Origin of the sequence: Bacillus sp. HY001 (assembly GCF_007558965.1) — a bacterium.
Lineage (GTDB): Bacteria > Bacillota > Bacilli > Bacillales > Bacillaceae_G > Bacillus_A > Bacillus_A mobilis.
Genome location: NZ_VLTE01000036.1, coordinates 114,503 through 134,714, shown reverse-complemented (window position 1 = coordinate 134,714; position 20,212 = coordinate 114,503). Strand labels below are relative to the sequence as shown.

At 34.6% G+C, this 20,212-nt stretch carries 18 protein-coding genes and 1 pseudogene; 15 read left to right on the top strand and 4 right to left on the bottom strand.

All coding sequences use genetic code 11. The features are described from left to right. Window positions 1-122: 122 nt before the first annotated feature. Window positions 123-1,427: a CitMHS family transporter gene (locus tag FOT98_RS18980; protein ID WP_063261633.1), complete on the bottom strand. Its 1,305-nt coding sequence runs from the start codon at window positions 1,425-1,427 to the stop codon at window positions 123-125. Window positions 1,428-1,680: 253 nt separating this feature from the next. On the opposite strand from FOT98_RS18980, the gene FOT98_RS18975 reads away from it, so the two are divergent. From FOT98_RS18975 to FOT98_RS18910, 14 genes and pseudogenes are all read left to right on the top strand, one after another. Further along, complete coding sequence (locus tag FOT98_RS18975; protein ID WP_000857649.1) at window positions 1,681-1,935, top strand: hypothetical protein; 255 nt, start codon at window positions 1,681-1,683, stop codon at window positions 1,933-1,935. 131 nt (window positions 1,936-2,066) lie between these two features. After that, window positions 2,067-2,570 carry a nitrous oxide reductase accessory protein NosL gene (locus FOT98_RS18970; protein ID WP_063261632.1) on the top strand — a complete coding sequence of 168 codons (504 nt, stop codon included), beginning with the start codon at window positions 2,067-2,069 and terminating at the stop codon, window positions 2,568-2,570. Window positions 2,571-2,863: 293 nt separating this feature from the next. After that, window positions 2,864-3,700: an ankyrin repeat domain-containing protein gene (locus tag FOT98_RS18960; RefSeq protein ID WP_140384249.1), complete on the top strand. Its 837-nt coding sequence runs from the start codon at window positions 2,864-2,866 to the stop codon at window positions 3,698-3,700. A gap of 650 nt (window positions 3,701-4,350) precedes the next feature. Further along, window positions 4,351-5,055, top strand: coding sequence for a metallophosphoesterase family protein (locus FOT98_RS18955; protein WP_063261631.1), 705 nt, complete (start codon window positions 4,351-4,353; stop codon window positions 5,053-5,055). Between the two features lie 150 nt (window positions 5,056-5,205). Then, window positions 5,206-5,877, top strand: coding sequence for a response regulator transcription factor (locus tag FOT98_RS18950; protein ID WP_063261630.1), 672 nt, complete (start codon window positions 5,206-5,208; stop codon window positions 5,875-5,877). Continuing rightward, window positions 5,874-7,124, top strand: a complete 1,251-nt coding sequence (locus tag FOT98_RS18945) for a sensor histidine kinase (RefSeq protein WP_080467663.1) — start codon at window positions 5,874-5,876, stop codon at window positions 7,122-7,124. The genes FOT98_RS18950 and FOT98_RS18945 overlap by 4 nt, the downstream gene beginning before the upstream one ends. Window positions 7,125-7,330: 206 nt before the next feature. Next, a complete protein-coding gene (locus FOT98_RS18940; protein ID WP_063261628.1) occupies window positions 7,331-8,152 on the top strand; it encodes a hypothetical protein in 822 nt (273 codons plus the stop codon). A gap of 13 nt (window positions 8,153-8,165) precedes the next feature. Then, window positions 8,166-8,912, top strand: coding sequence for a C39 family peptidase (locus tag FOT98_RS18935; protein ID WP_063261627.1), 747 nt, complete (start codon window positions 8,166-8,168; stop codon window positions 8,910-8,912). Window positions 8,913-9,159: 247 nt separating this feature from the next. Beyond that, window positions 9,160-10,203, top strand: a pseudogene (locus FOT98_RS33575) (HAMP domain-containing protein); the annotation flags it as partial. Next, window positions 10,195-11,142 carry a methyl-accepting chemotaxis protein gene (locus FOT98_RS33570; protein WP_441296792.1) on the top strand — a complete coding sequence of 316 codons (948 nt, stop codon included), beginning with the start codon at window positions 10,195-10,197 and terminating at the stop codon, window positions 11,140-11,142. The pseudogene FOT98_RS33575 and the gene FOT98_RS33570, both read left to right, overlap by 9 nt. 78 nt (window positions 11,143-11,220) lie before the next feature. After that, window positions 11,221-12,825 carry a sensor histidine kinase gene (locus tag FOT98_RS18925; RefSeq protein WP_061676990.1) on the top strand — a complete coding sequence of 535 codons (1,605 nt, stop codon included), beginning with the start codon at window positions 11,221-11,223 and terminating at the stop codon, window positions 12,823-12,825. Further along, entirely contained in the window at window positions 12,822-13,529 is a 708-nt protein-coding gene (locus FOT98_RS18920; RefSeq protein ID WP_063261624.1) for a response regulator, read from the top strand. Before FOT98_RS18925 ends, FOT98_RS18920 begins: the two co-directional genes overlap by 4 nt. A gap of 122 nt (window positions 13,530-13,651) precedes the next feature. Further along, a complete protein-coding gene (locus FOT98_RS18915) occupies window positions 13,652-14,998 on the top strand; it encodes a 2-hydroxycarboxylate transporter family protein (protein ID WP_063261623.1) in 1,347 nt (448 codons plus the stop codon). 59 nt (window positions 14,999-15,057) lie between these two features. Continuing rightward, window positions 15,058-16,257, top strand: coding sequence for an NAD(P)-dependent malic enzyme (locus FOT98_RS18910; protein ID WP_063261622.1), 1,200 nt, complete (start codon window positions 15,058-15,060; stop codon window positions 16,255-16,257). A gap of 293 nt (window positions 16,258-16,550) precedes the next feature. Here FOT98_RS18910 and FOT98_RS18905 read toward each other — a convergent pair whose 3' ends face one another. Further along, window positions 16,551-17,075 carry a DUF4871 domain-containing protein gene (locus FOT98_RS18905; RefSeq protein WP_063261621.1) on the bottom strand — a complete coding sequence of 175 codons (525 nt, stop codon included), beginning with the start codon at window positions 17,073-17,075 and terminating at the stop codon, window positions 16,551-16,553. 115 nt (window positions 17,076-17,190) lie between these two features. Then, on the bottom strand, window positions 17,191-18,117 hold the full coding sequence (locus FOT98_RS18900) for a DMT family transporter (protein ID WP_063261620.1): 927 nt from the start codon (window positions 18,115-18,117) through the stop codon (window positions 17,191-17,193). A 120-nt stretch (window positions 18,118-18,237) separates the two neighbouring features. On the opposite strand from FOT98_RS18900, the gene pdxR reads away from it, so the two are divergent. Next, window positions 18,238-19,638, top strand: a complete 1,401-nt coding sequence (gene pdxR / locus FOT98_RS18895) for a MocR-like pyridoxine biosynthesis transcription factor PdxR (RefSeq protein ID WP_063261637.1) — start codon at window positions 18,238-18,240, stop codon at window positions 19,636-19,638. 32 nt (window positions 19,639-19,670) lie between these two features. Here pdxR and FOT98_RS18890 read toward each other — a convergent pair whose 3' ends face one another. Next, the gene (locus tag FOT98_RS18890) at window positions 19,671-20,183 is read right to left on the bottom strand and encodes a GNAT family N-acetyltransferase (protein WP_000351216.1); all 513 of its coding nucleotides are present in this window, start codon (window positions 20,181-20,183) and stop codon (window positions 19,671-19,673) included. Window positions 20,184-20,212: the final 29 nt, after the last annotated feature.

The following is a 20,212-nucleotide window of genomic DNA, read 5'->3' as shown; positions in this document are numbered from 1 at the left end:
ATGGAATTTAAAAAAGATGACTCCTGTTGAATACAGAAATCATCTTCTTGATGTTGCCTAACTTTTTTCAAAATGTCCTTTACAAAGGGTACAGATTAATATGTCCGCTACTCTTTTTTATCTTATATTGGAATAATCCCAATTACTATTCCGGTAATCAACATCACCATTGTCGTTCCAACAGCCCACAATAAAGTAAAGCGTTGATGTTCACCAAAATCAACTTTGGCCATTCCGACTAATAAATAAGTGGATGCGACAAGAGGACTTAATAAGTGAACAGGTTGACCAAGTAATGAAGCGCGTCCCATTTCAGCTGCACTAATTCCGTAAGCAGCGGCAGCTTTCGTTAAAATAGGTAATACCCCGAAGTAAAATGCATCATTGGACATGAAAAATGTGAATGGCATACTAAGAAGAGCAGTAATAATTGGTAGTTGTGGTCCAAGCGCGTCAGGTATAAGAGTGACTACACTTTGAGCCATTGCATCTACCATTTTTGTTCCTGATAGAATACCAGTGAAAATTCCAGCGGCAAATACGAGAGAAACAACCGCTAATACGTTCCCTGCGTGAGAAGCAATACGTTCTTTCTGTTGTTCTAAGTTCGGATAGTTAAGCATAACAGCAATCGCAAAAGCAATTGTAAATAAAACAGGTAACGGCATAACTTCTAGTATAAGGCAGACAAGTAAGGTAACAGTTAATAAAAAGTTAATCCATAGAAGCTTAGGGCGTTTATGAACGGCAGCTTCTACTGTGGCAGCTTGCTCATCCATCGTTTGCATTTGTTTTAAATATTGTACATTCATAATGCCTAAACGTTTTCTTTCTTTTTTGCCAAGATAGTAAGCAACGAAAACGACCCAAATTGCACCAGCGATCATTCCTGGTATAAGTGGTGTAAAGAGTTCTGATGCGTCTAGTCCAAGAGCACTCATAACCCGAGCCGTCGGTCCGCCCCACGGTGTAAGATTTGTTACTCCGGCCCCCAACATAACAACCCCAGCTAATATAAGTGGATTCATTCCAAGGCGTTTATATAGTGGGTACATTGCGGAAACAGTAATCATATACGTTGTTGTTCCATCCCCATCTAATGAAACGATAATCGTAAGAATCGCTGTACCAACAACAATTTTTAAAGGATCGCCTTTTACAAATTTCAAAATCCTACTAATAACAGGATCGAATAAACCGCTATCAATCATAATTCCAAAATACAAAATAGCAAACATAAGCATAATACCAGTAGGTGCTAGTTTTTGAATCCCTTCTAACATCATAGGTCCCATATTTGCATAAAAACCGCCAATTAATGCGAAAGTAATTGGAATTAATATTAATGCTACTAGTGCTGACATACGTTTCGTCATAATTAAAAACATAAAGACAAATACCATCGCAAATCCAAGTAGTGCTAACATGTAATCTCCCCCTTGAAAATGATTGCGCTTTCAAAATGTAATGAAAATTCAGATAAAATGTTTTTTGTTTATCATAAAATCAATCATTCAAATGGTAAATAATTTGAAAAATAACATCATTAGAAGCATAATTTTTATTTTGGTCATTTTGTTCACAGGAGTTAATTTGAATTTTTAAAAAGTAAGCTGCTCTCCGTAAGAATGGTAGAATAAGATGAAAATATTGAAGTGTGAAATAGGGAGTAGATTTTATATGAAAACGAGAATGGAAGAGATTTATAGTTCTTATGAAGGAAAAGTAGAAGAGATTTTTGTTAAAGAATCTTCTTACGTATATGAGTGGGAAAAATTAATGATGATCCGAAAAAATAACGGTGAACTTGAAAAAGTTGCGATCGGTATTAGTGGAAATATAAGGTTAGTAAATGTAGTTGTTGGACAGCAAATTAATACAGATACATTATTAGTTAAGTTAGAAGATGATTTATTAATTACAGGTTGTGAATGATGAGAGATGTGTAGATATGACTACACATCTTTTTTGTTCCATATATTACAAAAAGAACATTGTTTTTTCACAAATCTCACACAAGTTTTTGATATTCTCCTAGTGGAAGATACGGTTAGGGAGGAAATAAAATGAGAACAAAGTATGTGATGCTTGCTATATGCTTATTTTTTGCCTTTACAATAGTAGGATGTGGCAAGAAACAAGTAGAGGCTGTGGTAATTGATGAGAAACATGATAAATGTGATATTTGCCAAATTGGGGTAATGGATAATCAATTTGCAACAGAAGTTATTTTAGAAAATGGAAAAGCGTTAAAGTTTGATGATATCGGTTGTATGTATAAATGGATGGAGATTAATCCAGGAGAAAAGACGAAAGAAAAATTTGTTCGCGACTATGATTCGAAAGAGTGGATTTCATTAGAAGATGCGACTTACGTATATGATAAAACAATAACGACACCGATGGCTTATAATGTCATTTCATTTGAAAGTAAAAAGGATGCAGAGAATTTTGTTTCTAACTATAAAGGAAAAGTTCTTTCATATAAAGAGCTAGCAGCGCATAAATGGGAAATGAATAAAGAGATGATGGAGAAGCCGAAAACGGGAAATCACGGTGGGCACCATTAATAATAAAAAAGGCAACTACATAGTTGTCTTTTTTTTATTATTACTCAGGTGCAAATATAGAAAAGGTGTAAAATTTTTAGAAGAACGGTTACAATGGAATATAGTAACCTAAAGCAATCATGTATGTACTTTTTAGAAATGTATACAAATGCGGTAAAATCGTGCTAAACTAATTGCTGCGCTAATATAGGTTGAGAAACGTAGGTATAAGTTTAGATAATCCGATTAAAGAAGGAATATAAAGGGCTTATGGATAAATGTAATCAAGAAGAGTTATTGTATGTGATGGAGGAATGGTTAAGAAAACATTATCTTTCATAGGAGCTGTAGTTGTGAGAAAACAAAAAATTTTATTATGTATGTTATTAGGACTTTTAATGACGGTAGTGGCTTGCGATAAGCAAGAGGAGCCAGAATCGAAACCGGTTCATGTGAAAAACGAAAAGAAAAAAGAAAAGCATAAAGAACAGGAAGAACCTAAAGAAGAAAAAAGTATAAATTTAATGGACAAACAGTTGCTACTTTCTGCGACTCTTGGAGACACCGAAACAGCTATGAAGCTGATTCAAGATGGAGCCAATATAAACGTAGAAGGTGAGAATGGAGAAACGCCAATCCTTGCAGCAACGTATCAAAATCATGTAGAGACAGTTAAAGCGTTAATTGGTGCAGGGGCTAATATTGAAAGTAAAGATGAGAAACAAAGTAATCCATTTCTTTATGCAAGTAGAGAAGGCTATACAGACATTGTAAAGCTACTAATTAATGCAGGGGTTAATACGAAAGAAATTACTAAATCAGGTGGAACAGCACTCATTTCTGCATCTGAACGTGGCCATGTAGAGGTCGTAAAAGAGTTATTAGAGCATACGGATATTGATGTGAATTATAGAAATGCTCGTGGTGGAACAGCTTTAGTAGAAGCAATCGTATTAGGAAATGGTAGTGAAAGCCATAAGAAAGTAATTCAAATGCTTATTGACCACGGGGCAGATGTAAATATGGCCAATAAGGAAAATGTTACACCACTGCAATATGCTGAAAAAAGAGGTTTTAAAGATATTGCAAATATGTTGAGGGTAGCTGGAGCGAATGAAGTAATGCAGCCACAACCACAACCGGTGGAATAATAAGTATGAAATAATCCCATTTAGATAGACAGGATGAAGAAGTCATTTCGTATGATGGATTCAGTAATGTGTATGTGAATGGGATTTTTTTGTTGGAAAAATTGTTTGAAGAGAGGGAGAGATACATAGTAACTAAGGAGGAGAAAAATGGGATTTTCAGAACTTGAGTTAAAAACAATGTAAGCAGAGATTTTACTTGTTTATAATTGACTATGAATAATAAAGTGTGTAAATGAACATAGCAATAAGAAAACCGCATCCTTTTTCAGAATGCGGTTTTCTTTACAAGGAGATAAGGGATCAAAAAAATGAAGAAGTCTTATCTCTTTTATATGAGTAAAGGGTCTAGAATGAATTTTGTCCTTTTCATTATTTGTTTAGCTCCATTGCAACTTGTTTACCATTTACGAAAACCTCTGCCACTGCTACTACAACTTCCATCACTTTTTTCATCTCTCATCTCTCCTTGTTTTTTGTTTCATTTCTTACTTTTAGTATAAGAAAATATAGCAATTGCAACTATCGAATTGGATGACAAGAGACTTACATTGTTGTAAGGATAATAGTTTAGTTTGTAATAAATGTGATTCGGAATTACAGTTCGGAACTTTCTGACGTTTTGAACTATAATTAGAAAGAGGAGGGATAATATGAAAAGAATTCTTGTTATTAGTGATATTCATGGAGAAATAGAAAAGTTCGAACAGTTATTGGAAGAAGCTCAATACGATGCAAGAAAAGATCAATTAATTTTATTAGGGGATTATGTGGATCGTGGTCCCAATGCGCGTGCTGTAATTGAAAAGGTAAAGGGGTTAAAAGAAGAGGGAGCCCTCGTTCTAAAGGGCAATCATGAAGATATGATGATTAAAGCGTTAACGACTGATGAGGAACGTTCATGGAACCATTGGATAAAAAGAAATGGTGGAGATAAGACTTTATATAGTTATGGATTTGTAGAAGAAGATATTGTGGTTAATGAGGGAGATTTCCAAAAACCGATTTTACAATCTCATGTTTTAGAGGAACATGTAAAATTTATTCAAGAATTAGATCATTACATTGAAACAGAAGAGTATATATTTGTACATGCTGGTGTTGAGCCAATGAAAAGAGTTTCTGAATCTGAACCATACACGTTAATGTGGATCCGTAATGAATTTCATAATGGATATAGCGGGGAAAAGGTTGTTGTATTTGGTCATACGGAAACAAAAACGCTTCATGGTAGTGAGGATTGCGGAGTATATTTTGGTAGTAATCGTATTATTGGAATTGATGGCGGAGCTGTGTATGGTGGTCAGCTAAATTGTTTGGAGTTGCCGAGTAAAAAGGTATACGTAGTAAAAAGTTGAAAGAGATAAGGGGAATCTTATTTCTTTCAATTTTTTATTAAGCAAAATTTAAGGAAGAGTTTTTATAATAAATCTTCCAAATTTTATATCGAGAAAAACGTTAAAATATAATTATAAATAGAATTGAACAATATGGTGGAAGGTGAGAATATGCGCTTACTCGTAGTAGAAGATAACGCTTCTTTATTAGAGTCTATTGTCCAAATATTACGCGATGAATTTGAAGTAGATACAGCATTGAATGGAGAAGATGGGTTATTTCTAGCGTTACAAAATATATATGATGCCATTTTGCTCGATGTGATGATGCCAGAAATGGACGGTTTTGAAGTGATTCAAAAAATACGTGATGAAAAGATTGAAACGCCAGTCCTGTTTTTGACAGCGAGAGATTCTTTAGAAGATCGAGTGAAAGGGTTGGATTTTGGCGGGGATGACTATATCGTTAAGCCGTTTCAGGCCCCAGAATTAAAAGCAAGAATTCGTGCTTTGTTACGACGAAGCGGTAGTTTAACAACAAAGCAGACCATTCGCTATAAAGGGATTGAATTATTTGGAAAAGATAAAGATGTTCAAGTCGATGGACAAGGTATTAAGCTAACACTAAAACAATATGAGCTTCTAGAGTACCTTGTTCAAAATAGCGGAAAGATTTTAATGCGTGAACAAATTTTTGATCGTGTTTGGGGGTTTGATTCAGATACGACAGTAGCAATTGTAGAAGTATATGTCCATCATTTACGTAAAAAATTAGAGCCATTCGGTTATCAGAAAGATATTCAAACCGTTCGAGGTATTGGGTATATATTAAAAGAACAATGAAAAAGGGAAGTATGTTTCAGAAGACACGCATTCGATTGACTATATTGAATTCATTAGTATTTATCATTTTGATAGGTGTATTAGGTAGTATTATTTATTCGTACACATATAAGCGTATTTATAATGAAATGGATCAATCTATAAAAATGATGGCTCAGTTTGGAAAAAAATTAGATGCTAAAATATTACCAAGAAAACGTATGGAGAACATTAAAATTGGAGATCCACGGGTAACTAAAATAACTTGGAATGGGAAAGTAGTAGAGATAGAGGGAGATAACCATAAATTTCGTTCTAGCTTTGAAGGGAATTTGGATCAGTTTTTTCCAAAGAAGTTAGGGGATTTGCAAGATATTGAAGTGCAAGGACGATATTTTAGAACCTTTGCGTTTAAAGAAGATGGGAAAATAGTTCAAATTGTACGCGATACAACAGCTGAAGAAGAAATGTTAAATACTTTATTTTTAATTCTTGTTATAGGTTGTAGTGTAGGAAGCCTATTTGCGATAGGCATCGGCTTTTTCTTAGCCGGAAGGGCGCTCGTACCCATTCAAAAATCATGGGAAAAACAGCAGCAATTCGTGTCGGATGCATCGCATGAATTAAGGACACCACTTGCGGTTATTCAATCCAAAACAGATATATTATTTCAGTCACCATCTGCGACAATAGAAGAAAAAGCAATGGATATTTCTACGATTTCAAAGGAGTGTAGACGGTTATCTAAGCTTGTAGCTAATTTATTATTGTTAGCACGTTCGGATTCTAATCAAATTGAGATGGATAAGAAAATATTTGAAATGGATACATTGTTAGAAGAAATAGTAGATCCATATAAAGAGCTTGCTTCCTATCAAGAAAAAGAGATGATATTGAAAGTAGAGCATGGTATATCATTTATGGGTGATAGAGAGAGAATTCATCAAATGATGGTCATATTGTTAGACAATGCGATGAAGTATACGAATGAAGGTGGTCATATTCAAATCGATTGTACGCAAACGAACAGTTCGATTCGTATACGAGTGAAAGATGATGGGATAGGAGTGAAAGATGAGGATATCCCCAAACTATTTAATCGTTTTTATCAAGGGGATAAAGCGAGAAGTGCGTCAGAAGGAGCTGGATTAGGCCTTTCAATCGCGAATTGGATTGTAGACAAGCATTATGGGAAAATATTAGTAGAGAGCAAATGGGAAGAGGGTACTTGTTTTGAAGTGATTCTTCCTAAAAACCAAAGAATATAAGTGAGAAGACGATCTTGTTTTTACAAGGTCGTCTTTTTTTAAGGGAAAGTTAAGAAACTATTTATAACATGTATGATATACAGAAAGTTCGCCGTATGAAGAAGCGATTATAAAAAGGTATTTGAGCAGATTATATCGATCATAACGTTATTTCGATTATGTATAGGGAATGATGTAAAAGAAAGTGTAAGAGGGAGGAATTAATTTTGAAAAAGAAAATGATGACGGTATTCACTATTGGAGTAATGAGTTTAAGTATATTAGGCGGTGCCTCTCCTTCTGAAACATCAAAAGGAAAGACAAATTACACGCAGCGTAGTAAAGAACAATTAAATAATGGAAAGATACATGCGGTACATACAGAAGAAAAGGCAGAGAATTTAGGGATTGAAACGGAAGGGAAAGAACAAATTACGCTAGAAAAAGAAATCCATGAGACGGAAGTAGGAAGGGAAGCAGAACAGTTAGGAATTTCGATTGCAGGAAAAGACGTTGGAACTCTTTCAGAAGAAATCTATGAAACAAAAATAAAGCAAGAAGCGTTAAAGCTAGGCATATCTATAGAGAATACAACGATTGTAAATTTAATTAATCAAATTAATACGATTAAAATTAACAATGAAGCGGATAAATTAGGCATTTCGGCAAATGGAAAAGAAATAGAGGACATTGAGGAAGAAATCTATGGAACGAAAGTAAGAGAGGAAGCAGGGGAGTTAGGTATTTCCCAAAAAGGAAAAGAGATAGAAACGTTAGCACAAGAAGTGTATGAACAAAAAGTACAGGAAGAAGCAAAAAAATATCATATTGATTTGTATGGTAAAGATATATATCAAGTATTAATAGAAATTAATGAGCAAAAAGTATTACAAATGGCAGATGAGCTTAATATGGATAAAACGAATATGAACGTTCAAGAATTAGCCGAAAAAATAAAAAAAGATCAGCCTGAAAAAGGAAAAGAACTAAATTTTGTACCGGTGATTCGCACGGATGCTGACGCGTTTTATTCTTATTTAACGAACTAAAAAGGGCGTGAGAGTGATACGGAGATGGAAGTGGTATTTATGTATGGCCTTACTCGGTATAGCAGTATGGAACGTATATACAAATGGAATTACAAAGTATATGGAGAAGTTAACATTTTTCAATATACAAAGCGGAAAAGAAGCGGAGTTTAGTAATAATGATGACAAGGTTATCTTATCAAATGTACCTTTAATTCAGCAATTACCAGAGCTAGATAGAGGATGCGAAGTAACGAGCTTAGCGATGTTATTACAATATGCAGGTGTTTCAGTAGATAAGATGCAATTGGCAAGTGAAATCAAAAAGGTTAATTTTTTAGATGAGGGTGTAAGAGGGAATCCGAATGAAGGATTTGTAGGAAATATTTATACTTTTTCTGAATCTGGATATGGTGTATATCATGAACCACTTTTTCAATTAGCAAAAAAATATTTACCTAATAAAGCTGTAGACTTAACAGGGAAGAGTATAGAAGAAATGTATAAGAGTGTAAAATCAGGACAACCGGTAGTTATGATTACGAATGCAACATTTGCACCATTAGATGAGGATGAATTTACTACATGGGAAACAAATAGCGGAGATGTTTCTATTACGTATAATGAGCATTGTGTTGTGCTTGTTGGATATGATAAGGAATTTGTATATATTCGAGATCCTCTCAGTGAAAGTTTGGATGTAAAAGTACCGAGAGATCGTTTTGAAGAGGCATGGATGCAAATGGGGAGTCAGGCGATTAGTTATGTGAAAAGCAATTAGTAAGGAAGGGGATGTAAGGAATTATAAGAGGATTTTGTGAGGGTGTATTTTGTTAAGAAATAAGAGAACTTCAGCTTATTATATAAGCTGAAGTTCTCTTATTTTTTATGATTAAAACTTTAGAAGTAGTGAATATGTAAAAATGCATAATTGACGAAAGAATTACATGTTATCATTATATATTGTTTTATATATGTTGATTGTATAAAATTACACAAGTATTCACATTACATAAAGGAGGCTTATTATGCAAAAAATATTTAACTGGGTTAAATGTATGAGTATCAAGAAAAAATTAATCATTTCATTCTTTCTTATTTTAACTATACCAGGACTTATTATCGGTGGTGTTTCATATCAAACTGCCAAAACAAATTTTGAACAACAAATCACAGGTAAAGCAAAGGAAAACATTTCGATTTTAAATACTGTTATTTCTCAAAATATAGAAGAGAAATTTGTTGATGCAGCATACTTTGCAAACATCTTAACAGAGGATACATATCCAAACGGGCAAGAAGAAATAGTAAGAACGAAGTTAGCACAATATATAAAACTTCATCCAGAAGTAGAAGGCATTTATATTGGAACGCAGACGGGAAAGTTTATAAGAGAACCATTTATCCAAATGGCTGATGGGTATAATCCAACAGATAGATCTTGGTATAAAGAAGCACATGAGAATAAAGGGAAAGTAATTGTTACTGCACCATATCAATCAGCATCTACCAAAAATATGGTAGTGACAATTGCTAAAGAAGTAAAAGATGGTAAAGGTGTTATAGGAATTAACTTAAATTTAGATAACATCTTAAAAATTTCCAAAATGATTAATATTGGTGAAAAAGGTTATGCAGTTATTTTAGATCAAAATAAGCAAATTGTTAGTCATCCATCCAGAAAACCAGGTGCAAAAGTTACTGATCCTTGGATTAAACCAATTTATGAAGATAAACAAGGAAATGTGTCTTATACAGAACAAGGTGATAAAAAAAATTTAATCTTTGCAACAAATGAGAAAACAGGATGGAAAGTAGTTGGAGTTATGTTCGACGAAGAAATTACCCAAGCTACGAATCCAGTATTTTATAAGACTTTTATTGTCATAGCTATCGCTATTGTATTTGGTAGTGTATTAATTTATTTCATTACAAAGTCTATTACAAGACCATTAAGAAGAATAGCTGACTCGGCACATAAAATTAGTAAGGGAGATTTGACAGAGAAAATTACAATCCATTCCAAGGATGACATAGGGAAATTAGGGGATTCCTTCAATGAAATGTCTGCCTCTTTACAAGATGTGATTACTCAAATTAGTTTTTCAGCAGAACATGTCGCTGCATCGGCTGAAGAGTTAACAGCGAGCGTACAGCAAGCGAATGATGCGACAGATCAAATTACAATTGCAATGGAACAAGTATCAGGTGGGGCTGAATCACAAAGTCAAGGTGTTGAAGAAGGTGCGGCTACATTACAACAAGTAAATACAGCAATTCAAGATGTAAATGGAAGCGCGGAATCAATTTCTATCTCCTCATTACATGCGAGAGAAAGAGCTGAAGAAGGGGAAGAATTGGTTGAACAAGCAGCAAAACAAATGCAGTCTATTTCTAAATCAGTATCCGAGTCAGATGCTATTATTAAACTTCTTGATGAGAAATCAAAACAGGTAGGAGCTATTTCTGAAGCAATTCAAAACATCGCTACTCAAACGAACTTATTAGCTTTAAATGCGGCTATTGAAGCAGCAAGAGCAGGTGAACAGGGCCGAGGGTTTGCTATTGTAGCAGATGAGGTTAGAAAATTAGCGGAGCAATCAGGAGAATCATCTGGAGAGATTGCAAATTTAATTGCAGAAATTAAGGCTGATATTGAACATACTGTTAAGGCGATGGATAATGTGAATGGGGAAGTTCAACAAGGCCTTGATGTTGTAACAAAGACGAAAGTAAGTTTTACGGAAATTTTAAGTTCTACTACACATATTGTTTCTCAAGTAAATCAAATGGTAGAAACAACGAAGAGAATTGCTGGAGATGCAAATGAAGTGACAAATGCTATTGATGAAATTGCAGCGGCTGCAGAAGAAAATACAGCTAGTATGCAAAGTGTTGCTGCTTCAACAGAGGAACAAATGAATTCAATGGAAGAAATTAGTTCAGCTTCGCAAAATTTAGCTGAGATGGCCGAAGAACTACAAGCGATGACTAGTAAATTTAAAGTATAATAACAGCAGATAAGTAAGGTGAAAATAATATCACCTTACTTATTTTTCTATTTAGCAATTAGGGGAGTCATTAACGGGATGAAGAAAAGAAAAAGACTATGGAATTTATGGAAAACGATTACATTGTTAGTTTGTACAGTTGTAATTTTTTCTTTACTTGTGACAGATATATTAATTAGTCATAATGTAGAACGGACGACGGAGGATAGCCAAGCAGAGAAAGCAAAAACAATTGCACACATTGTGGCGAATGATTCGATTGTAATCGATGGTTTGACTGGGAAAGCAGATACTTCTGCAATCCAAACGTATACAAATAGAATATTAAAAAACACAGGTGTTCAATTTATTGTAGTTATGGACATGAATGGAATAAGAAAATCACATCCAAATCCTCAAAAAATAGGTCATCATTTTATTGGGGGAGATGAAGGGCCTGCATTGAAAGGAAAGGAACATGTATCGCTGGCAGAAGGAACTTTAGGTATTTCAATGCGAGTGTTTGTACCTGTATTTTCTGAAACAGGTGAACAACTTGGAGCGGTGGCCGTTGGTATTTCAGCAGATAATGTAAAAGAGAGAGTTAAGGAAAGTAGACATATCATTTATATTGGAGTTGGAGTTGGAGTACTAGTCGGAATTATAGGAGCAATATTACTAGCTAGACATATAAAGAAAAGTTTATTTGGTCTTGAACCTCACAGGATAGCAAAAATTCTTGAAGAAAGAAATACGATGCTACAATCTGTAAAGGAAGGTATTATTGCTGTAGATAAAGAGGCCAATGTAACTTTAATAAATAATGAGGCAAAACGATTGTTTAAGAAAAGTGGTCTTGAAGAAGATTTTATTGGTAAAGATGTTGAGTTGTATATGCCTAATTCACGTATAAAAGAAGTATTACAAACGGGAGAGGTACAATTAAACGAAGAACAAAATATTTATGGAATTACGATTGTGACGAATCGTGTTCCTTTATATGTAAAAGGAGAAATAGTTGGTGCGATTGCAACATTTCGTGATAAAACAGAGATTAGAAAATTAGCAGAAGAATTAACTGGTATTAGACTATATGCGGAAGCATTACGGGCACAATCGCATGAATTTATGAATAAAATGCATGTCGTATTAGGGCTTACACACATGAAGCAGTATGAAGAATTGCAGAAGTATATAAGCGGTATGGTATCAGAGCATCAATATGAAATTGGTGGGGTTATGGAAAGAGTAAAAAGTCCAGTATTTGCTGGTTTTTTACTTGGGAAACTTAGCTATGCTAGAGAGAAAAATATAAAATTAATCATAAGTGAAGACTCTTACATGCCGGAAATAGATGATGAAAGTATTATTCATGAACTAATTACGATTGTCGGAAATTTAATTGATAATGCATTAGAGGCAGTGACGAATTGTGAAAAGAAGCAAGTTGAACTTGAGATACAATATGGTGATACATTAATCATTACAGTACAAGATACGGGGAAAGGTATACCAGAAGAAGAAATAGGGGCATTATTTACGAAAGGTTATTCCACAAAGGGAGATAACCGTGGTTATGGTTTGTATCTTGTAAAAGAAAGTATACAGCGAATAAATGGGGAAATTCATATGCATTCATTAGTAGGAAAGGGAACAACGATAACAATTGAAATACCTAAAGGTAGGGATGAGAGGCAAATATGATTAAAGTTTTAATTGTAGAAGATGACCCGATGGTAGCAATGTTAAATACGCATTATTTAGAGCAAGTAGGAGGGTTTGAACTTGTTCAAGCAGTTAACTCCGTAAAATCAGCGATAGAAGTATTAGAGAAATCACGAGTAGATTTAGTATTACTTGATATTTTTATGCCTGAAGAGACTGGATTTGAGCTTTTAATGTATATTCGGAACCAAGAAAAAGAAATCGATATTATAATGATTTCAGCTGTACATGATATGGGGAGTATTAAAAAAGCATTACAATATGGCGTAGTAGATTATTTAATTAAACCATTTACATTTGAACGATTTAAAAAGGCATTAACTATATATCGAGAAAAACTTACTTTCATGAAAGAACAACAAAAAATTAGTCAATCCGAATTAGATTCGTTAATTTTGCAAAAAGAAAAAAAAGAGCCTATTGTTACTAAAGAGCTTCCGAAAGGATTAACGAAGCAAACGATGCAATTAATTTGGCAGAAGATCGAGTCGTTGAATGGACGAGCATTTACAACAGACGAAATGGCACAATTAGTAGGAGTTTCAAGAGTTTCTATTCGAAAGTATGTAATGTTTTTGACTGAAATTGGAGTATTAGAAAACGAAATGGTGTATCAACATGTGGGAAGACCAGTGAGTAAATTAAGATGTATTGACCAAAAAAAAATAGAGTTTTACGTATAAGCGACTTATTATAAGTCGCTTATACTTTTTTTAATTACAAAATCAATTACAAAACTTACAAAAACTATTTTTACTATTGAAAGCGTTTTAATATTGTTATTAAGAAAACAAGGGGGTGCCATATGGGAATTCAAAAGAATGTGGAAGCGGTATCATTTTCTGAAGGAAATGAAGTACAAAGAGAATCGTTCGCTTCTAAAATTATGAATGTAAAAATCGGTGTTATACCTTTACCGTTATATGTAGTATTGGCTGCTATTATTTATGGGGCATCTGTATATAATAAATTGCCAGCAGATATGATTGGTGGATTTGCAGTTATTATGATCATGGGTATTTTCTTAGGCGACATTGGGATGAGAATTCCAATTTTGAAAAATATCGGTGGTCCAGCAATACTTTCGTTATTTATTCCATCATTACTTGTATTCTTTAACTGGATGAATCCAGCTTCAATGGAAGCTGCAACTATGTTAATGAAAAAATCGAACTTTTTATATTTATATATTTCTTGTTTAGTAGTCGGAAGTATTTTAGGAATGAACCGTAAAGTGTTAGTACAAGGTTTCGTTCGTATGTTTATTCCCTTAGTAGTAGGAACGTTAGCTTCTGTAGCAGTAGGGTTATTGGTCGGTTCACTATTTGGATTTGAAATGAAGCAAACTTTCTTCTTTATCATCGTACCCATTGTGAGTGGTGGTATCGGAGAAGGGATTTTACCATTGTCATTAGCTTATAGTGATATTTTAAATGAATCATCAGCAACGTTTGTATCGCAGCTTATTCCAGCGGCTATTATTGGAAATATGTTCGCAATCGTGAGTGCAGGGTATATGAAGCGTTTAGGTGAGAAGAAGCCGGAACTTAGTGGTAACGGTGTATTAGTGAAAACAGATAATCAAGCAGAGTTATTAAAAGAACAAAATACAGAGAAGCCAATTGACTTCTCATTAATGGGAGCAGGTTTATTAATTGCGTGTACGTTCTTCATCTTTGGGGGATTTGCTTCTAAGTTCATCGGTATTCCTGGAGCAATCATTATGATTTTTTCAGCAGCACTTGTGAAATATTTTAAATTAATGCCAGCAAAAATGGAGCAAGGAGCATTCCATTTATATAAATTTATTTCGAAGAATTTAACTTGGCCGTTAATGGTCGGATTAGGGTTGCTATATATTCCGCTAAAAGACGTAGCAGCAGTTCTTTCAGTAGGATATGTTGTTGTGTGCGCATCAGTTGTTCTTACAATGGTAGCAACAGGTTTTCTTGTAGGGAAAGTGATGAAAATGTATCCAGTTGAATCAGCAATTGTAACGGGATGTCATAGTGGTTTAGGTGGAACTGGAGATGTTGCTATTTTATCAGCTTCAAATCGTATGGAATTAATGCCGTTTGCGCAAATTTCAACACGCTTAGGCGGGGCAGCAATGGTTGTAACAGCGACAATTTTATTAAAAATGTTTTCATGATCAAACAAGCTAGCTATATTCATATAGCTAGCTTGTCAAATTAAGGGGAGATTATAAGTATGTTAGAGAATCAAATTAATGAAAGATCATTGTTATTGCATAAAGAATTAGTAGGGAAAATTGAAATTACAAGTAAAGTAGAAGTAAATTCAGCGGATGATTTAAGCCTGACATATACACCAGGTGTAGCGGAGTCTTGCAAAGCAATTGCGGCGGATGAAGAAACAGTGTATGACTATACAGCACGCGGTAATATGGTGGCAGTTGTCTCAGATGGAACAGCGGTACTTGGTTTAGGGAATATTGGACCGAAAGCAGCTATGCCTGTTATGGAAGGGAAGAGTATTTTATTTAAGAAATTTGCGAATGTAGATGCTTTCCCGTTATGTTTAGGTACGACTGATGTGGATGAAATCGTTACCCTTGTGAAAAATTTAGAGCCTACGTTTGCAGGAATTAACTTAGAAGATATTGCGGCACCACGTTGTTTTGAAATTGAAAAGCGATTAAAAGCAGAAATAAATATTCCTGTATTCCATGATGATCAACATGGAACCGCTATTGTCGTCTTGGCAGCTGTTATTAATGCATTAAAAGTTGTTAGCAAACAAATGGATAATGTAAAAATTGTTATTAACGGTGCGGGTTCGGCAGGAATTGCAATTGGAAAATTATTATTAAAGGCTGGTGCAAAACACATTACGTTAGTTAGCTTAGAAGGTATTGTTTGTGAAGGTGAATCATGGATGAACGAAGCACAAATTGAAGTTTCTAAAAAGACAAATCGAGAATATGTGCGTGGAACGTTAAAAGAAGCGATTCATCAAGCTGATATTTTTATTGGTGTATCTGCTCCTAACGTATTAACGAAAGAACTTGTACAAACGATGAATGAGAAAGCAATTGTGTTTGCTATGGCGAATCCAATTCCAGAAATCTTTCCAGAGGATGCATTAGAGGCTGGGGCAGCTGTAGTAGGAACCGGGCGCTCGGATTATGCGAATCAAGTAAATAATGTATTGGCGTTCCCAGGGATATTCCGTGGTGCGTTAGATATGCGCGCGACGGATATTACAGAAGAGATGAAATTAGCGGCAGCATATGGGATCGCTAACATCATTACGGACGAAGAACGTAATACGAATTATGTAATCCCGAATCCGTTAGATAAAAGAGTTGTTCCAAGTGTTGCGGAAGCAGTAGCGAAGGCAGCTATTGATTCAGGCGTGGCGCAAATTACGACAATACCAAGTTATTAATAGCAAAAAGCAGTGCCTAAAAAGGCACTGCTTTTTTGAGATAAGAAATCAAAATAATGAAGAAGTGTAGAATTATTTATGTTTCTTCACTATTTATTTAATTCCATTGAAACTTGTTTACCATTTACTAAAACCTCAGTTACTGCTACGATCACTTCTATCACTTTTTTCATCTCTCATCTCTCCTCGTTTCATTTCTTACTTTAAGTATAAGAGAAGAGAGATACTTCAACTATCGAAGTACATGACGTAGAAATTACATTGTTGTAAGAAAGTGCTTTATTTTTGTCACTTTACTTAGCGGTGATTACAAATTGCTCATAATATTTTTCATTTACATATATGTTTAATACCCATAATCCAGATGAAGGTAGTGACATAGTGAGTGGGAGTTCGGTTGTAGTAGAATCAATTGTATTTGAAGTAGTCCAAGTTGGTTTAGAATCTTCTTGTTGAAAGAGTACGGGTGTTGGGGTTACTGATCCTTGTTTTAGTGCAATAATAGATAGTTTACCAGTTGGCATTTCAGGATCTAAAAAGTACCACATCATTTCATTGTGTTCATTTGCGATAATAGGTTTATCAGCCATTGCGACTTTTTCTTCGATGCCTTTTAAAGGTACTTTTTCTTGTATGAAGGAGGGTGTTTCTTCCCAATTTACATCTTTTAAAACGCTAAGGTGAAAGAAGGAAGGTGCATTAACTTGAGTGGATGACGTTGCGATAGCTTCTTTTTTAGGTGCTTCTGAATCAGGCTGCGCTTGTGTGCATCCAGCGATGAGAAAGGAGAAAAGTAGCATAGTTCCAATTTTTTTCATGGTGTCACACTCCTAATTTTTATTGTTAGTGTAATTGTATTTGCTAGAAAGCGGGACAATTCCTTTAAAACGTCAAAAGAGGTCGTAAGTTTTGTACGACCTCTTTTGACATTTTTTATATTTGCTCAGTTGTAAAGGTTGGTTCTCGTTCTTTTTGCGGCATCGTTAAGAAAATAACAGAAAGAACGATACATACGCCGCCTAGTAATTGATATGCTCCAAAGGATTCATTTAGCCAAGCGATTGAAACAATGGCAGCTACAAGTGGTTCAATGCTAGATAAAATGCTTGTTTCTGTTGCTGCTAAATATTTCAGACTACCGATATAAAGAAGGAAAGAAAGGGTGCCACTTATGATGATAAGAATAAGCATAGAAAAAGTTTTTGGTGTAAAAGTTTGTGAAAGCTGATTCCATTCAAACGAGCGATTACAAATAAGCAGGGCAATGCCGCCGATTAACATCCCCCAGCCAATTACTACAGTTGTTCCGCATTCTTTAATAAGAGAAGCTGGATGAAGGGTATAAAATGCAAAGCCAATTGCTGTTAATAGACCAAAAATAATGGCTTCTTTTGATAAAACAATATTTTCAATTGAACCGTTTGTAATAATAAAGTACGTCCCTGTTAGTGCTGTTATAATTGCGAGTAGTTGCAGAGAAGCAGGGAATTTTCGTTGTTCAAATGCGACATAAATGGTAATAAGAACAGGACCTAGAAATTGAAACAATGTCGCTGTAACAGCATTACTAATATGAACTGTTTCGATAAAGGCATATTGGGCACCGAGCATGCCGAGAATAGAGAAAATAATAAGTTGTATAGAATGTCTAGGATGTTTCCAAATTTGAAATATGTTTTGTTTTTTTATAAGTAAGAAAGATAAAATAAATATTCCCGCAAGCAACAAGCGTATCGTCAAAAAATCAATTGATGATACGTTAGTATGTTGAAATAGCCACTGAATCATTGGGCCAGATAATCCCCATAAGGTAGCTCCTGTAATAATCATAATGAGTCCAATCCGTCTATTGTTGTTCATGATCATGCATCTCCTCTCGAGTATTTGATTTTTTATGTGTGACATGATAAAAGGAATTATATATAACTTCTGGTACTGTAAAAAGTATCAGATATTAGTTTTATTAAGGGGTCAGATATGATGTTAGAATTAACGCCTAATTTAAATACGAATAGTAAAAAGGCATTGTATGTGCAATTGTATGAGTATATAAAAAAAGAAATTAAAGATGGAACAATTCCGGCTTTTACAAAATTACCTGCAAAAAGAAAGCTCGCGAGCTATTTACAAGTGAGTAAGAATACAGTAGAAGCGGCTTACGAGCAATTACTTGCTGAAGGTTATATAGAGTCGGCATCGAGAAAAGGTTATTTTGTATGTAAAGTTGAACAAATGATTTATGTAGAAGGAAGCGAAGTGAAAGTAGAAGAAGTGCCGTTTCGGGAGGAGAACTATACATTTGATTTCACCCAAACAGGGGTTGATACGAATACGTTTCCATTCACTATGTACCGCAAGCTTATAAATGATGTATGGCAGCCACATAATAATGAGTTGCTTTTTCTTGGACACCCTCAAGGAGAATTGAGCTTAAGGGAGGAAATTGCGAGCTATTTGTATGAATCTAGAGGTGTGCGTTGTTCAGCTAGTCAAATTGTATTAGGAGCGGGAACGCAAATATTAGTGAAGCTACTTTTTCAATTGTTGAATGGAAGTAAGTATGCAGTTGAAAACCCAGGTTATCATAGGAAAATGGTCGTTTTTGAACAGGGAGAAAAGAAGGTTCAAATGTTGTCTTTAGATAGGGACGGAATTTGTATGGCAGATTTAGAAAATAGCGATGCAAATGTTGTATTTGTAACTCCCTCTCATCAATTCCCATATGGAATGATTATGCCTATTACGAGAAGGACGCAGCTTTTACAATGGGCGAAGAAAGAAGAAGATAGATATATTATTGAAGATGATTACGATAGTGAATTTCGCTATTCAGGAAAGCCAATCCCCGCACTACAAGGACTAGATACAGATGGGAAAGTTATTTATATGGGGACGCTATCAAAAGCTTTGTTGCCCTCATTACGGATGAGCTATATAGTATTACCGAAGAATTTAATTAACAAGTATCAAAAGGAATACTTGTTTTATACACAAAGTGTTTCGAGAATGGATCAAGAAGTGATAAGAAGGTTTTTAAATGAAGGCTATTGGGAAAAACATATTCATAAAATGCGTGTCGTCTACCGGAAAAAGAGAGATCGACTTGTTTTTGAAATAGAGAAGTATTTCTCTAATCGTGTTGAAGTAATAGGAGAAGATTCGGGATTACACATTTTATTACAAGTGCATAATGGAATGCGAGAAGAAGAACTCATTAAAGAAGCGGCAAAATATAGTATTAAGCTATATCCTGTTTCTACGTACTATAAAGACGGTACTGCACCTGAAAATGTAGTTTTACTTGGGTTTGCAATTTTATCAGAAGAAGAAATTGCGAAAGCGATTCAATTATTACATACGGCATGGTATACAAGAAAGTAAAAAACATCCTCCAAGTATGAGGATGTTTTTTACTATTTATTTTCATCTAAGAATAAGACCATATGCTCTTCGTCCCAATATTGTCCGTTATATTTTAACGAACGTTCTTGTACACCAAATGTTTTAAATCCTAATGATTCATAAAGTTTTTTTGCTCCATCGTTGCCAACAACAACATCAAGCATAACTTGTTCTACTTCTAAAGATTTAGCAAGTTCAAGACATTCTTTAATAAGTGCTTTTCCTGCTCCAAGTCCGCGTGCTTTTGGAGACACATATACAGAACCGATTTTAGCTTTATGTTCTTGTTTTACATATGGTTTCGTTTCCAGTGTTGCAACCCCGATTAATTGTCCATCTTTAAATGCACCTAGCGTATAGTTTTCATCTTGTGCTAATTTTTGTGCTTTATATTCAATTGCACACTCTTTATTAATAATATCTTCATAAGAAGAGCTGAAAGCTTCAGGGTTTTGCTTTAATCCTTCTACACGAAGTTCTAAGTAAATTTCCGCTTCGTCTTTTGTTAATACATGGATATCCAATTATATCACCCTCCAAATCTTTGCAAATG

Excerpts from the sequence above, each read along its gene's own strand:
- FOT98_RS18900 (WP_063261620.1), bottom strand. The coding sequence starts at position 18,117 with ATGAACAACAATAGACGGATTGGACTCATTATGATTATTACAGGAGCT.
- FOT98_RS18955 (WP_063261631.1), top strand. The coding sequence starts at position 4,351 with ATGAAAAGAATTCTTGTTATTAGTGATATTCATGGAGAAATAGAAAAG.
- FOT98_RS33570 (WP_441296792.1), top strand. The coding sequence starts at position 10,195 with ATGTCTGCCTCTTTACAAGATGTGATTACTCAAATTAGTTTTTCAGCA.
- pdxR (WP_063261637.1), top strand. The coding sequence starts at position 18,238 with ATGTTAGAATTAACGCCTAATTTAAATACGAATAGTAAAAAGGCATTG.
- FOT98_RS18925 (WP_061676990.1), top strand. The coding sequence starts at position 11,221 with ATGAAGAAAAGAAAAAGACTATGGAATTTATGGAAAACGATTACATTG.
- FOT98_RS18915 (WP_063261623.1), top strand. The coding sequence starts at position 13,652 with ATGGGAATTCAAAAGAATGTGGAAGCGGTATCATTTTCTGAAGGAAAT.
- FOT98_RS18970 (WP_063261632.1), top strand. The coding sequence starts at position 2,067 with ATGAGAACAAAGTATGTGATGCTTGCTATATGCTTATTTTTTGCCTTT.
- FOT98_RS18980 (WP_063261633.1), bottom strand. The coding sequence starts at position 1,427 with ATGTTAGCACTACTTGGATTTGCGATGGTATTTGTCTTTATGTTTTTA.
- FOT98_RS18950 (WP_063261630.1), top strand. The coding sequence starts at position 5,206 with ATGCGCTTACTCGTAGTAGAAGATAACGCTTCTTTATTAGAGTCTATT.
- FOT98_RS18910 (WP_063261622.1), top strand. The coding sequence starts at position 15,058 with ATGTTAGAGAATCAAATTAATGAAAGATCATTGTTATTGCATAAAGAA.
- FOT98_RS18920 (WP_063261624.1), top strand. The coding sequence starts at position 12,822 with ATGATTAAAGTTTTAATTGTAGAAGATGACCCGATGGTAGCAATGTTA.
- FOT98_RS18905 (WP_063261621.1), bottom strand. The coding sequence starts at position 17,075 with ATGAAAAAAATTGGAACTATGCTACTTTTCTCCTTTCTCATCGCTGGA.
- FOT98_RS18975 (WP_000857649.1), top strand. The coding sequence starts at position 1,681 with ATGAAAACGAGAATGGAAGAGATTTATAGTTCTTATGAAGGAAAAGTA.
- FOT98_RS18945 (WP_080467663.1), top strand. The coding sequence starts at position 5,874 with ATGAAAAAGGGAAGTATGTTTCAGAAGACACGCATTCGATTGACTATA.
- FOT98_RS18960 (WP_140384249.1), top strand. The coding sequence starts at position 2,864 with ATGGTTAAGAAAACATTATCTTTCATAGGAGCTGTAGTTGTGAGAAAA.